At 37.3% G+C, this 14,086-nt stretch carries 13 protein-coding genes; all 13 read right to left on the bottom strand.

Annotated elements, in window-relative coordinates; all coding sequences use genetic code 11:
• Genes BN8899_RS11170 through BN8899_RS11110 form a run of 13 tightly spaced genes read right to left on the bottom strand, consistent with a single transcriptional unit; the run spans window position 1 to window position 14,086 of the window.
• Window positions 1–1,176, bottom strand: coding sequence for a carcinine hydrolase/isopenicillin-N N-acyltransferase family protein (locus BN8899_RS11170; protein WP_065219495.1), 1,176 nt, complete (start codon window positions 1,174–1,176; stop codon window positions 1–3).
• Entirely contained in the window at window positions 1,163–2,320 is a 1,158-nt protein-coding gene (locus BN8899_RS11165; protein ID WP_065219494.1) for a TDP-N-acetylfucosamine:lipid II N-acetylfucosaminyltransferase family protein, read from the bottom strand. Before BN8899_RS11165 ends, BN8899_RS11170 begins: the two co-directional genes overlap by 14 nt.
• A 4-nt stretch (window positions 2,321–2,324) precedes the next feature.
• Window positions 2,325–3,551 (bottom strand): hypothetical protein, encoded by a 1,227-nt coding sequence (locus BN8899_RS11160; protein WP_065219493.1) that lies wholly within the window; start codon window positions 3,549–3,551, stop codon window positions 2,325–2,327.
• 3 nt (window positions 3,552–3,554) lie between these two features.
• On the bottom strand, window positions 3,555–4,628 hold the full coding sequence (locus BN8899_RS11155; RefSeq protein WP_065219492.1) for a sugar-transfer associated ATP-grasp domain-containing protein: 1,074 nt from the start codon (window positions 4,626–4,628) through the stop codon (window positions 3,555–3,557).
• A 5-nt stretch (window positions 4,629–4,633) separates the two neighbouring features.
• Window positions 4,634–5,485: a fumarate hydratase gene (locus tag BN8899_RS11150; RefSeq protein WP_231932333.1), complete on the bottom strand. Its 852-nt coding sequence runs from the start codon at window positions 5,483–5,485 to the stop codon at window positions 4,634–4,636.
• A gap of 12 nt (window positions 5,486–5,497) precedes the next feature.
• Window positions 5,498–6,010: a fumarate hydratase C-terminal domain-containing protein gene (locus tag BN8899_RS11145; protein WP_065220696.1), complete on the bottom strand. Its 513-nt coding sequence runs from the start codon at window positions 6,008–6,010 to the stop codon at window positions 5,498–5,500.
• A 10-nt stretch (window positions 6,011–6,020) separates the two neighbouring features.
• A complete protein-coding gene (locus BN8899_RS11140; protein ID WP_018337451.1) occupies window positions 6,021–7,157 on the bottom strand; it encodes an HpcH/HpaI aldolase/citrate lyase family protein in 1,137 nt (378 codons plus the stop codon).
• A 10-nt stretch (window positions 7,158–7,167) separates the two neighbouring features.
• The gene (locus BN8899_RS11135; RefSeq protein ID WP_065219490.1) at window positions 7,168–8,424 is read right to left on the bottom strand and encodes an ATP-grasp domain-containing protein; all 1,257 of its coding nucleotides are present in this window, start codon (window positions 8,422–8,424) and stop codon (window positions 7,168–7,170) included.
• A 15-nt stretch (window positions 8,425–8,439) separates the two neighbouring features.
• Complete coding sequence (locus BN8899_RS11130; RefSeq protein WP_065219489.1) at window positions 8,440–9,648, bottom strand: ATP-grasp domain-containing protein; 1,209 nt, start codon at window positions 9,646–9,648, stop codon at window positions 8,440–8,442.
• Between the two features lie 7 nt (window positions 9,649–9,655).
• Window positions 9,656–10,537: a hypothetical protein gene (locus BN8899_RS11125; protein ID WP_018337454.1), complete on the bottom strand. Its 882-nt coding sequence runs from the start codon at window positions 10,535–10,537 to the stop codon at window positions 9,656–9,658.
• An 11-nt stretch (window positions 10,538–10,548) separates the two neighbouring features.
• On the bottom strand, window positions 10,549–11,886 hold the full coding sequence (locus tag BN8899_RS11120; protein ID WP_065219488.1) for an MmgE/PrpD family protein: 1,338 nt from the start codon (window positions 11,884–11,886) through the stop codon (window positions 10,549–10,551).
• Complete coding sequence (locus BN8899_RS11115; RefSeq protein ID WP_065219487.1) at window positions 11,874–12,845, bottom strand: 2-hydroxyacid dehydrogenase; 972 nt, start codon at window positions 12,843–12,845, stop codon at window positions 11,874–11,876. The genes BN8899_RS11120 and BN8899_RS11115 overlap by 13 nt, the downstream gene beginning before the upstream one ends.
• A complete protein-coding gene (locus BN8899_RS11110; RefSeq protein ID WP_065219486.1) occupies window positions 12,836–14,086 on the bottom strand; it encodes a CapA family protein in 1,251 nt (416 codons plus the stop codon). Before BN8899_RS11110 ends, BN8899_RS11115 begins: the two co-directional genes overlap by 10 nt.

The following is a 14,086-nucleotide window of genomic DNA, read 5'->3' as shown; positions in this document are numbered from 1 at the left end:
TTATTTTATATATTGATAGTAATGCATTATTTCGTTATTATATTTTCCATAAAAAGCATGCAATTCTTCATCAGAAAAATTTCGTCCTTTTTTTTCAAAAGTTCCAAACATATTTCTCTCTATTCCTCGAATATTGTTTAATAAACCTCTAGAACCGAACAGTAATTGTTTATCAAGTTCTTTTAAATTTCCTTTCTTTATAAACACTCTTCTTTTTAGATGAATAGATTGATCGCAGAGAATACTATTAAGATCCGTATCATTCTTGCTCTGGACATAAGCCGGTAAAATTCGATTGACTTGCAAGGGAACTACAAAGCCGGTTGGAGCCCATCCCAAAAGAGTCCACATGACAGCATTTCTGGGAGATTCATCTACCCGGACTCCCTGAAAAACAACGGATGCAACAGAATATTGACTGGCAATATACTTGGATTCATCAAAATAAGTTGAAGTACCAACATTCTTTCTTAGTTTTGAAAGGTCATGTTTCAGGTCTTCTCTCCGAAATGAACGGCAGATATTATTAAAAATCCATTTTGCCGAAAAATCTTTCTTGCCTAAATGTTCTGCCACAATTTTATTGGCAGCCCGATACCTCTCGATCCCATTTTGTTCTAACATATTTCCCGAGAAAGAAAAGTTCGTCCGCACTAAATATCCATCAGGTGCAACAGACGGATCGTTAACATCAAATTTCGTCCAATTTGTTTCTCCCACTTCATAATAAGCCGCTCCCCCCCCGGCATCAATGGCTCCAAAGTTCGTCGGGACAAACAATTTAATACTGTCCAACAAACACTCGAATTCTTGCAAATTCTTACATTTAGCTAATGCAAGATATATAACTTTAGGAGAACTATATCCCCCATTTTCCCGGTTTCCTAAATTATTGGAAGCGTTACTCGTAATAGCAAGCCCCATTTCATTTATCCCACACCAAGCTAAATCTTTTTGCACATATTCACTGTTTACAAGAGTTATAAAATCATATTTTTCTCCATGGAATGATTCAATTCGATTATTTTCATTACCTCCATCCCGTTGTTTCAATAATAAAGGACGACCATCTTTAGTTAATTTCCCCGTAATAATAATGGAAGTGCAACCAAGTAGATCTTCCGGGAAAAGAGAAAAACATATTAAGAGTAAAATCCAGAATCTATTCGTTTTCATACAAAGAATCAAATTGTTTCTGCACATTGGCTTGGACATCTGCCGCATTGTTGAAACCAAGTATTGCATAAAATGTTTTCCAATTGTGGTAAACTTCTTCCCGAGATAAGGGTTTATCAAGTTCTTCCTGATTTAGATCGTCTTCTATTGAATAAATGATATATCCATCTTGTTTAAACTGTTTATAGTCCATGCTATCCTTGAACAAAAACACTTTTACCCCCGTTTTCATACATCCGTTAATATTCCCCACAGCCTGTTGGCGAACCGCTCCAAAAATAGCATGCGTACAATTTCCTACTAATTCAAAATATTCTTTCCTAGGCAAAACTTTTTCTAAATGAATGACTTCTGCTCCTCCGATATTTTTATATTTTCTAAGTACCGCCTTAAAATCTTCATATCCATAATTAATAGGCATTATTATTTTTCTAGTATGCAAGGAACAATGCTTTATCTTCTCAATGACGTCTAAATGATTATCCGTGTAAGTTGCCGAATGACCAACAATAATATCTCCCGCTTGTTCCTTTACAACCGGTTTATACTCTCCAAACCCTCGAACTCCTCTCAACATAAAAGGCTCTGCTCTGAAATATCGTAATTGTTTCAACAAAACATATTCAATTGGAAATACAGTAGAACAATAATCAACTCTTTTAATCCATCTTTTTCTAGGTATATTCCCTCGTAAAACTCCGTAAACACGAGATAAATCCGTCAATAATTTTCTCTTGAGGCAAGGAAAACATCTTCCTGTGACTTTTTTATACAATTTCAAATCCAATAAGGGAGAAACGTATTTATTGGCTTCATATAGATCCTTGCCATATGTCCACCATATCACCTTTTTATCTTTGGATATATATTTATATGATTTATAAGCATCATAAAATAACCCGTGAAAGAAAACGATATTGACCTCCGGCAATGCAAAATATCTGCCCCATTCTTTCTCTGATTTCGTATAAATCAATTTTTCTTTTTGTCGAATCCTTTTAATATCATGCATTTCTATTTTAGGAGCTCGAAACAAGTAAATATTTTTATACCCATCCAGTGCTTCAAATCTCTCGGATATAGAATCAAAAAATAATGTATCACTAACAACATGTAATATTATTTTTTCTTTGCCGTCTTGCATATATTCATTTATTTAACAAGGTTTTCAATACACGTTTCGCGTAACACTCTTTCCTGGGTATTATTATATCGAATTTCTGATCGAATCCACATAATCGAAATTCGGAGTATTGATCATTTTTTGTTTTTTCCGACAAAATGCAATTGTACGTATTCTCTATTCGATTGTAATATTCCTTATAAAAATCAGCCAAACTTATTTCGCTAAAGGTTGGATCAAAATTTTCATACATCCAATCCTCCAACTCCTCAATTTGTTGCATATAGCCCGTACCTGCCGTATTGTAAAGCCGATTAAAATTGAAATACTTATTTCCTTCTCCCACGTTTATATCAAAAATTTTCTTTTTCAATTCAAAAGACTTATTGCAAATTTCTGCTGTTTGCCACTCCCCTGATTTACACATAAAAGGGGGCAATTCCCGGTTCATTAATACCGGAACAACAACACTGGCAGGGGGATATCCCAACATGACCCAAGCCACACCGCCTTGAAATGCTGCAGAAAAAGTTGTCGTTTTCAACGGAATAAAGATTCCATCAATAAAATAATCTCCAAACGGATTATCTTGTTTTTTCAAATCAATATTTATAAACTCATTTCGAAAAGAACGGGAAATATGATCAAATAAAGATCGAGGGGTGATTATTTTTTCCCTTTCTATTGTTTCATTCATGATTGCTGTTGCTGTAACGCATCGCTCCAAACCTATTCGATTATTTTTATTTCCGGATTGTGAAAAATTAGTGAATGTGATGTGGTTATCTTTTACGTTATTTACATCTATTCTTGTCCATGAAACTTCCCCCACTTCATAGTAAAAAGCATTTCCATCCTTATCAATAATTCCATAATTAGCAGGCATCATCTTACGAGCTGTTCGCTCAAGCATTTCTTCAAACCCTATCGCATTCTCACATTCTGCTAATGCCTTATACATTAATTTCGAAGGTGCTATCTGATTGTTAAAATCTCTTGTTCCCAAATTATATGTTGCAGTATTAATTATCGCAAAACCGGCAACATTCATCCCACATAAAGAACTACATTCGTCTAAACTATGAGAATCAACGACCGAAATAATTCCTTTCTTTCCAAAACGGACACTCGACTCATACTCGATTCTATTTCCTCGATGATTACTTAAGGAAAAAGATATATCCCGATGTTTCAACAATATCGGTCTTCCTGTTTCCGCAATGTTTCTAGAAATGATCGTCCCTGTACACATTCTTTAAGATTTAATTTTCATCAGATCTTCAAACTCGTATCGGAACCCCTGCTCTGCAGGCATTTGTAGTAAAAAAAATTGTCCATAATTATTTCCCTCCACAACAACCCACCCTTTATCTGTAAAAGCCATATCCCAACCGACATATTTGGTTGAAGGCACTATCATTGCCACATTCTTAACTGTTTCCACCAGTTCCTTCCACATGGGAATCTGAAATCCGACAATCTGTACGCCTGAATCCGGGTGTACAATATATTTAAAACATTCTTTATCCTTCCCCGGGGAAGAAACAATACCTGCTTTTATATCTATCGCAGCAAAAATTCCTCCCTGTGATCCATTGTCCACGAAACTTCCAGCCCGTCCCATTCTTACTACAGGATGGAATATTTCGACTCCGTTTTCCGTGATACAAGTTGGTATTCTAACCGTATTTACTGATGAAGGATTCAATTTCGCCATTTCTTCTCTCTGAATAATCTTTTCCTCCAAAATATACCCATGCCCGTCATTATTTTCCATGAGTTTAGTAAACTCTGCCTCCACATCTATTTTGTCAGAAGACAGTAGCAGTACATCTCTACCTCTAGAGAATTCAGCCCTTTTTATCACAACTTCACTATATCGTTTAAAAAAATCTTCAAATAATTCACGATCATTTTCATCTCTCACCAGAACGGCATCCCGCAGATAATATGGCTGAAACGTAATATATGCCTTGTATTTATTAATAAAAGTATAATCATCTTCCCGGTCATTTACTTGATATAAAAGCTTATAGCGCAATCTATCAGTCACATACTGTTCTTTCCCCCTCTGGTTCAAATATTCAAAATTATAAAAAGCGTAATCTTCCGGTAATGCACCATAAATCCAAAAGTCACGCATCATCTCAAAATGAACACGTTTAGCCCGTTCTTTATCTGAGATATCCGCAATCCACGATTTGGTTTGGATATCAATAAAATCATAATTTTTTCTCCTTAACAACTTCCACGCGCAAAGAAATAATTTTGAGAACAAAGGACTTTTTTTCAATAAAAATCTCAACAATCGGAAAAACTCTTTTTTCATATTATCTATAATATTACACAAGCCCTTCGAGGTTCAACACAACAACATGGACGAAGGCAAACAATTCGAACCCCACTCGCTCTTTGCGGACCAACGTTCAAAAATGTCGCTAATACACTAACATTTCCTCCTAAGCCTAATGCTCCAACATTCGATTCATTTACTTTTCGGGTAATTTCATTTTCCAACTCACTCTGCACACCATAATTACCATAAACCATGGATTCTATCATCATCGATGTCGCTTCAAATTGAGTGCGACCAATACCAACAGCCAATGTACACGGAGTACATCCCAGTTGTGCTACTGCATCTTTAGACCAAGCGACAATCTCATCTATCACAACATTCACGTTATGCCAATGAAATACACGATAAGTTTTTCCTCTTATCGCGGGACCTCCACCCAACATCAAAACATGTAACCGAAGTATATCTTCATCTATACTTTTTATTAAAACAGGTGCCGGTTGCAAAGCTTGGGGATCATCATCCAAACCACCAGACTGGTCCAATCGTTCACAAGTATTTCCTTTTATCGCCATCGGTCTTCCGGGCAGGCATTTCAAGCCTTCTCTTACCCCCTCTTTTATATTTTCTAATAAATCACCGGTAAGCACATTGTTTTTTCCGATTTCTAAAAAAAGATGCGGAATCCCCGTATCGTCACATAAAGGACTTTTCCTACTCTGTGCAACAAGAGCGTTTTCCAATAATGTTTTTAGCACCCAACAAGACTGTAAATGCCCTTCTTGTTCAATTGCCCTGCGATAGGCTTCTTTCTGATCTTCTCTGAAACCAGAACTTGCCGTTATCAAAGCCTCTTTTACCTTGTCTATTACAACTTGATTCATCATTCACATATCTTGTTACCCGTGATAAATACTCTTACCATGAGCTGCGGCAATAATAGCCGGATATTCAAATACATTCAACGTATAAAAAGCCTCCATCCCTAATTCCGGGAAAGCGATCAATTCCACGCTATTCGTCTGATTTTTCAATAATGCCGTCACGGGAGGCATCACGGCATAAACCGAATTATAATGTTGCAATTCTTTCACCGTTCTCTCGCTAATTGCCCCCTTCCCTAAATGAAGTTTCACCCCAGCCTTTGATAAAATAGGAATAGAACTTTCTATTTCCAACTTATTACTAGACGTTGGTCCCACTCCAGCCGGACTTACGGCCGTATGAAAAATCACACTTCCTTGCAAATTGATTTTAGTATCTTTTATTTGATCACGCTCTATTAAAGAAACTATTTTAGGAAGCACCGCGTCACGCCCGGTGTAAATGGAGCCGGTTATCTTTATCATATCACCCACAGCCAGCAAACGAATTGTTTCATCTGATATCGGAGTATAAACGATTTGTACCATATCTGCCTCTTTATCTAAACAACAATGAATAACATGACTCATCCTCTATAACTCCATAAGCCTGTGCTTTCATATATATTTTTTTAGCCCAACTACGATGAGGCTTTATCTCGTTCATCTTGTTGCAGTTCGCACTTTTCACCACGCCTCCCGACACATTCAGTATCTGCTTAGCATCCTCATATTCCTCTCTAATTACAGCCTGCAAAGCATTCACGTATTTCAGATGAGACGGGTGGATAATTGTTTTTCCGATAAATCCATTCGCTTTATCCAAAATTACCTCTCTCAGCAATCCGTCCACAGCTTCATTTATGATCTCCTCCCTCTTCAAAAGAGAAGTTTGAATATTGTGCTGCGGTATTTCCGTGAATTTCATGTTCTTGTTAGCTAAAAAGTATTCCCAAACAGGTCCGGATACCACATAGTCATTATCTCGACCAAACGTATTCAAAACATCCATCAAAATCTCTCGAACAGTAATCATATCATAGATCGTATAATCGATTCCTCTACGCACGCCAAAACATGACGAAAAATCCGTTGCACCAACCCTGACATTCAGAATGCTATCCTTATTGGTGTCTATAATATCTTTTACACCTTTCAATTCATCATAACGGCTTTCCTTGAATGCTAATTCCCGACCTTCCAATATCGGCATACCATAAATCAATTCCCCATGCCTATTTCCGATAGCTTTCAACTGTTCGAAATATCCCACTCCGTTACTCGAGTTAAACTTGGGAAAAACAAAACCGGCAAAAATCCTTAAATGTTCTTTTTGGATATGTTTAGAGAAACTTGCAAACTGCTCGGGAGTACGTACTCGGAAAAAAATCAACGGTACATCGTTTTCAGTTATGATCCCTTCATCAATTGCACTTAACAATTTCTCCAAAGTCAAAATAGCATTTTTTTCTGCTAAAGGAATATCTTCCTCTTTGATTGCATCTTCAAAACACATGACCATGGAAGTTAATCCCAACATCTCTTTATTAATGATGACTTTTGCAAAATCCTTTATGGCAGGCATATACAAAGTAGCTCCCAAGCAATATTGCAGAACTTCTTTCGGAGTATTTTTAGTAAATTCTATTGGTTTCTCAACAAATACAAAACCAGAATTGTATAAATGATGACGCATATAAAAATTATTATAGGTTCTTTTCGATTACTGGCAAAGCCATGTCATACATACTTTTATATAGAAGAGAATTTTTGTGACAATCATGTATATCCAAAACATCCAAAACTTTATGCACCTTCTCAAAAAGCACATTCAATGTTTTGCCTTTTACTAGATAAATAGCAACTCTATTTCTATTCGCAACCACTCCGTCTATGAATCTTCCTTTTTCTAGAAAAATTTCAAAATCATCGATAGCCCCCTCCTCTTTCAATTCCTGCAATCCTACAACCTCTTCAAACACACCTTCCTTAGAAAAAAGAAAATTACTCATATAGAACTCTTGGGGCAAAGAATAAGTAATCGGAGTTTTTATGCCCAATATAGAATTCATTGCCGCTTCCAAATAATCGAATCCGGTAATCTCTTTTATCATTTTGTAGCTCCACCCACCACCAATCCTTACGCCAAACTCGATCACGTTAATCTCATTACCATTCATGATTACTTGCATAAATAATGTATTGTTATTTATACCAAAAGCTTTGGAAATCCTTGTGGCAATATCATATAATAAATTACGCTCTGTTTCAGGCAAATTTATCTGAATAAGCGACCCCAACGGAGATGAGATTTCGCCTTCCACAAATTTCAACTTTTGACGGATCATAATTACATCGACAAGTCCATCCTGAATAAAACAGTCAATCTGAAATTCCTTGCCGGGAATAAATTCTTCAACAATCACATTATGACTCGGGCTTAGATTCAAGGCATCTTTTATTGCCATGCTTAATGCCTTATCATTTGTAACTTTCTTCACTCCTTTTGAACCTGTCGTGTCAGAAGGTTTTACGACCAAAGGATAATTCAAATTCACGCTCCTCCCTTCCAATTCTTCATTCACATGAATAAAGCAAGCCGTAGGAATGCAATTGTCCCGCATAATCCTTTTCATTCGCCCTTTATCCGTAATATTTAATGAAGTTTCATAACTATAAGGATAAGATACCCCTAACTTCTCTGCAACATAAGCCGCAGTGGTGATAGCTTGATCGTTGCAAACATTAACGATATATTCCGGCTTCACTTTTCTAGCGACTTCAAGTACTTTCTCTTTATCCAACGTACTTATTTGAATATGCTCATCCGCAACACTTTTTGCCGGAGGATTATCCAGATAATCTATCAAGACTATAAAATACCCCTTTAATTTTAATTTATGAATCAAAGTTCGATGAGGAACGTTGCCACCAAGTACCAAAACTTTCTTCCTGCTATCCATTCTAATTTGTTTATACTATTGAATAATAACTTTTAACCAATCACTCGTTTTATCCATCGTTTCCGTTAATTGTTCCCGTGTATCGAATTTTAAAACTAAAGTTCCAATAGTATCATTTGCACCATTAAATGCTTTTATCTCATCTCCTTTCTCGATCCATAAATCCAACTCGACAACCGAAGATTTTATTACCTCCGCAATCTCTATTCGTTCAAATCTACCCGGCTTATCCCCATGTAATATAATTTCTGCCCAAAAACCGTTATACTGAGGCGAGGACATACTTTCTATAGTATCTCCAACAGCTGCTCTTACTGCATTTTTTATCAGATCCTCCCCCGTTGCATATTTAAGCATCTCCGATAACCTATTTCCTCCACCGCGAGGAGATAACTCCATGATATACGGCTTATTATCTTGACCCACTCGGGTTTCTATATTATAGACCGAAGTTCGCATTCCTAATAAAGTTAATAATCTCTGAATCTCATCTTTCAACACATCCTGATGTCCCTGCTCCATCGTGGCAGGCCAACTAAATGCAGATGGCGTATACGGATTCGCAGCACGATCATCAAACCTTTGATCTGAAAATGAAACAAATTTCAATTCTCCATTAACCGAGAATCCGTCAGAATCTGAAGAATATCCTTTTTTATCTATAAACTCTTCAACAATAAAATTTCCCGATAAAGAGCAACTTAATGCTGATTCTACCGCTTCCCGTAACTCCTTCGGGTTGTCAACTCTCGTCACCCCCTTGCTACCCGCGGAATCCGTGGGCTTGATAATAACCGGGAACGAAAAATAATCCATCTCCTCCAATAAAGACTCCAAATCCCGATATCCTTTGGAACGGGGAACATTAAAATGATTTTGTTGAAGAAAAGACCTGAATTTATCCTTATTTTGTAATATCTCAACTGACTTAAACGGATTACCCGGTAACCCCATTTGCTCGGCAACATAAGCTGCCGTAACCACTCCCGGATCAACGGCAAATGACATAATTCCATCGATCTTCAGTATCCGAGCTAATTGAAGAACTGCTTCCTTGTCAATAATACTCACGTTATGATACTCATCGGAATACGCATGCGCAATATTATCCGGTATATAATCACACGTGATAACGTAATATCCCTCTTCATGGGCAGCATTGATTACTGGTACAAGATAGCGTAACCCTCCAAGTAAAAGCAAACGTTTCGGTCTATTGGCCATCGTTCTTTTATTTCGGAGAACAAATTGCTTCGGGATAATAGCTGTCTATAATCCTTTTTACTAGCATGACCTGTTTTGCCCGTTTCTTAGCATCAGACTCTGTCGTATCCCAGCTATGTGTCTGCGCAACCGATCCTCCCGTTTTTAAGTAGATAGGAGAAGCAATCCGAATCATTTCAGGTACTTCGTAATGACGAATAAAACCACCTGAAGATTTAGGATTCTCGGTATGAATATCTATCGGAATATCTATAGCCTGTCTTATTGCCGACAACATCTGTAATTGTATATCACGCACAGGATTTACCGAATTAGCCCCTATACTTTCCAATAACTTTGCAGAACATGGATTCCCATGCCCGGCATGTGCTGACACTTTAAATTTACAATCAAATGGTAGCGCTCCTTCTTGTCTCATTCGGTTTAGCAGCCATAGGCATCCTTCATCATATACCAAAAATGAACGACATCCCAATCGACAAGCCCTTTTGACATCCTCGATAGCTCTCACAATTTGCTCCTGACCTCTCAAACGATATCCCATTCTTTGCCCTTCCTCGGTATGAACGGAGGCACTGGTATCGGTTGTTGCCCTTGGTCCTATCGCTAATATTAATTCTACCTCCCAATGATTGGCATATTCAACCATTTTCTCTATCTCTTCATCCAGAAGGGACATGATCCCCTTGGTTTGAGTAATTCGATGAATTTTTATTCCATACTTATCCAATTCTTCCAGTAAAGCCTTCATTACTCCCGGAGACTGAATTCCAGGCACCTCAAATCTATACTGTCCACCATCTTCAAAACGTTTTTCTGATGTAGGTAAACTATACGCATCTCCAGACGGCATACCTATCTTTGTCAAAAAATCTCTTGTTTCTTTCATGTTGATATTCTTTACAAATTTTCCACGAGAGTCGCAAACTCCATCTCTATTTTAAAAACTGACTCTATAACTCTTTCTGTATCGACAGATGCTTTTGCCAATGTTATAAACTTTGATTTTATCTCCTCTTCTGTCATCGGATTTTCAGGTTCTCCCAGAGGATATTCGACCGTTCGTTCATATTTGATCCCATTATCCAAGACAATCACGACCCTGGCGGATCGCCTCTCAGATGAAACCCGTGTTAACTCCGGATCCTCAAGTACAGTTATTTTGTCTATAAGGCTAATAACTTCCTTGTCGTTTATCCATTTTTCCTGGAATTCCTCAGTTCCACACTTTTTTCTTAAAACAGATATAGCCAGGCAAAAGGGGATACTCAACTTGGCAGAACTAGTATTTTTTATCTCTTTGTGTTCATGTCCTTTCACTGCCAACTGATATGTATAAACCAATATTTCTTTTATACAATCCGAATTCAAATGTTCTTCCACTGCTATTTGAATTCCTCCTTCTACAATGGGATGGCAATGCCTGCAAGACACGTATGGCTTTAAATATATTTTATGTATTAAATATTCATCTTCCACAGCCAATAGTTTATCCTCATCACAATAACGATCAGACATAACAGCCAAAAAACCTCTCTTTCCGCCCAAGGCATCATCGGGTGCAGCCAATCCTGATTTCCCAATATAAGCAGCCATCAATCCATTAGCAGCCGCCATTCCAGCATTAAAACCTTTCAACTCGGAGGCATCTTCTTGAATTTCCAATACCCCGGAAGAATTTGTAACAGCTACTGATAAAACTCTTTTTAGCTCTTTCTTATCACAACCTAAAGCTACCGCAACCCCAATTGCGGCACCGATACATCCACAAGTGGCAGTCGTGTGATATCCTTTTTTCTTATGATATGGTTGAATGGAACGAGATAATCTTATTGCCGCCTCATACCCCAAAATGATCCCTTTCAATAAATATTTTCCAGAAATAGAAGCATTCTCTGAGGCAGCAAAAACAGCAGGGATAATCGGTGCAGCCAAATGTATCATCCCGAAACGGCAACCATCATCAAATTCAGTCGCATGTGCAGCCATCCCATTCAACAATGCAGCATGATAAGGCATGTATTTATGAGGCATTCCCATAACCGTAGCCCGATCTATTCCATCTTGGAAATTATATAAATATGCTTCCATGTGTTTACGAAGCATACCAGAGCCATAAATAGCCGTTCCTAAATAATCCAACAAGACATATTTTGCATGTTTATATGTTCTTGCATCTATATCTTGCCTCGACAGACGATACAAGATATCAATAAAACGATCTGTTATATTTTCCATCTATGTTCCTCAATTTCCTCCAATCTTCCTTGCTCGAAAAGTGAAATATTATTCATAGCTTCTCTTATCATACCTGTATAGGAATCACGAGTAATTCCCCCGATATGAGGCGTAACCAGAACATTATCCAGTTTTAAAAGAACATTACCCGAATTCAAAGGTTCCTGTTCAAACACATCCAATCCGGCACCAGAAATTGTACCGGAAACCAATGCCGCATATAGTGCTTTCTCATCTATTAATTTACCTCTTGCGGTATTGATTATAAAAGCGGTATCTTTCATTGCCAGAAACTCTTCTGCTGAAAATAAATGAGTCGTTTCCTCGGTTAGCGCACAATGTAAAGAAATAATATCCATAGAACTTACTAATGAATTAAATGGCAAATACCTCAAACCCATTGCTTTTTCCTCGTCAACAGACAAACGATTTATATCATAATAATAAATATTTGCTCCAAATACCCTTAAAATTTGTGCGCATTTACGCCCTATACTCCCAAGCCCGACAAGTCCGACATCACGCCCTTTTATTTCTCTATTCTTTATTCCATTAGCCTGTTTCACCCAGATGCCATCCTTTAGTTCTTTATTAATATCCACCAGACGTTTCAGCATAGCTAAAATCAATAGAACGGTATGTTCTGCCACACTATCGGAGTTCACCCCCTTGTTTACATATAATGGAATTCTTTTTTCCTGAAGCTTTCTAATATCAATACTATCCAAGCCAACACCTGTACGCTGTATCATTTTCAATTTTCGAGCGTTCTCGATCACTCCCGCATCAATTGTTAATCGCCCGCTTGCCAAGATATAATCGGCCCATGGAACTTTGTCAAGCAATTCTTCACGAGTTCCTTCGGAAAGAAATAACACGTCAAAACCTTGCGGAATTACACTTTGTATGATCTCCAGTGGTTGTTTATCAACCATATTTGAAATTAAAATTACAGGCACAATTTTTCTTCTTTATTTGTTAATAAACAAAAATCATATTCCCTTTCGACTGGCAGTTCTTGTAATTCTTTGTTGATAAAACGGGAAATTACAGCTAAATTATCTTGTTGCAAAATACGTTTTTGTTCCTCATCTGGCTCACTTTGAAATAGATCATACACCAACTTTACAACACACCCGTTATCCTCGGCACGCACAGATTTCGTCACAAAGAATGTTACTTTCCCAAGGCATTTATTGACCTTGTCCAAGTAGATATTTAGAACCACAGAATAATCAGCATACACACCATCCACGTAATATCCGTCCCTTGGAGTAAAGCAAAAATTACCAAGAGAATAGACACCCAATGTCTGATTGTCATACCATTCTGCCGGTAATACACAGTGGGTATGATTTCCGATAACAATATTTACTCCCGCATCTAAAGCTGTCTGCATTAAATATTTCGTGTACTCTCCCGGACCTTCCCTGAAATTAAATTGCCCGCCTCCATGCATACATAAGACAACAATATCTGATAATTCTTTCGCCTTAGAAATTTTAGACCTTAATCTTTTCACGTAAAATTGGTTATCAGAATTCGTGATTTCCGTTGAAGGGACATTATCCAATACGATTTTGGATCTTTTCACGTCTTTAGAGGAAAATAATTTTCTTTTGATTTTCCTAATGCATTTTTTGATAAAAGATATCTTCTGAACTACCAGCCGATCTTGCCTTCTGAATAAATCTACAAGATAGATATCCTCTCCCTCCAAAAAATGTTTATTAGATCGCGAATTTGTTCCATAAGTGTATGATAGAAATGACACTTTCAGACCATCGAAATCTTTTATTAAAATATGTTCGCTATCTTCCCGGGTCAAATAAGTACCGATATGCTCAAGTCCAAATTCATCCAAGACCTTTATTGTTCTTTTGAGTCCTATTATTCCCCTGTCCAAACAATGATTGTTTGATGTAGTAACCATATTGATCCCAACTTTTTTCAGAGCTTCAGCAAAAGAATCCGGCGTATTAAAATTTATCGCACTTTCAGAATAACCTAATTCTTTACCAGCCAATGGCGTCTCTAAACTGCCACAAACATAATCCGCCTGAATAAACAAATCACGAATACCGGCAAATATCGAATCATAAACATAACAATCTTCTCCTATTCTTGATACTTTATTTTGCATCTCAGAACAAAGAATATCTCCAGTAAAAGTCAAACAAACTTGTTGTTGTCTATCCAT

Origin of the sequence: Butyricimonas sp. Marseille-P2440 (assembly GCF_900091675.1) — a bacterium.
GTDB classification, from domain to species: domain Bacteria; phylum Bacteroidota; class Bacteroidia; order Bacteroidales; family Marinifilaceae; genus Butyricimonas; species Butyricimonas synergistica.
The sequence above is the reverse complement of the archived record's forward strand: the minus strand, read 5'-3'. Positions and strand labels throughout refer to the sequence as shown.

What these genes read in the sequence shown, in the direction of transcription:
- BN8899_RS11165 (WP_065219494.1), bottom strand. Translation starts at nt 2,320, where the DNA reads ATGCAAGACGGCAAAGAAAAAATAATATTACATGTTGTTAGTGATACA.
- BN8899_RS11135 (WP_065219490.1), bottom strand. Translation starts at nt 8,424, where the DNA reads ATGGATAGCAGGAAGAAAGTTTTGGTACTTGGTGGCAACGTTCCTCAT.
- BN8899_RS11155 (WP_065219492.1), bottom strand. Translation starts at nt 4,628, where the DNA reads ATGAAAAAAGAGTTTTTCCGATTGTTGAGATTTTTATTGAAAAAAAGT.
- BN8899_RS11120 (WP_065219488.1), bottom strand. Translation starts at nt 11,886, where the DNA reads ATGGAAAATATAACAGATCGTTTTATTGATATCTTGTATCGTCTGTCG.
- BN8899_RS11130 (WP_065219489.1), bottom strand. Translation starts at nt 9,648, where the DNA reads ATGGCCAATAGACCGAAACGTTTGCTTTTACTTGGAGGGTTACGCTAT.
- BN8899_RS11145 (WP_065220696.1), bottom strand. Translation starts at nt 6,010, where the DNA reads ATGGTACAAATCGTTTATACTCCGATATCAGATGAAACAATTCGTTTG.
- BN8899_RS11170 (WP_065219495.1), bottom strand. Translation starts at nt 1,176, where the DNA reads ATGAAAACGAATAGATTCTGGATTTTACTCTTAATATGTTTTTCTCTT.
- BN8899_RS11140 (WP_018337451.1), bottom strand. Translation starts at nt 7,157, where the DNA reads ATGCGTCATCATTTATACAATTCTGGTTTTGTATTTGTTGAGAAACCA.
- BN8899_RS11110 (WP_065219486.1), bottom strand. Translation starts at nt 14,086, where the DNA reads ATGGATAGACAACAACAAGTTTGTTTGACTTTTACTGGAGATATTCTT.
- BN8899_RS11125 (WP_018337454.1), bottom strand. Translation starts at nt 10,537, where the DNA reads ATGAAAGAAACAAGAGATTTTTTGACAAAGATAGGTATGCCGTCTGGA.
- BN8899_RS11150 (WP_231932333.1), bottom strand. Translation starts at nt 5,485, where the DNA reads ATGATGAATCAAGTTGTAATAGACAAGGTAAAAGAGGCTTTGATAACG.
- BN8899_RS11160 (WP_065219493.1), bottom strand. Translation starts at nt 3,551, where the DNA reads ATGTGTACAGGGACGATCATTTCTAGAAACATTGCGGAAACAGGAAGA.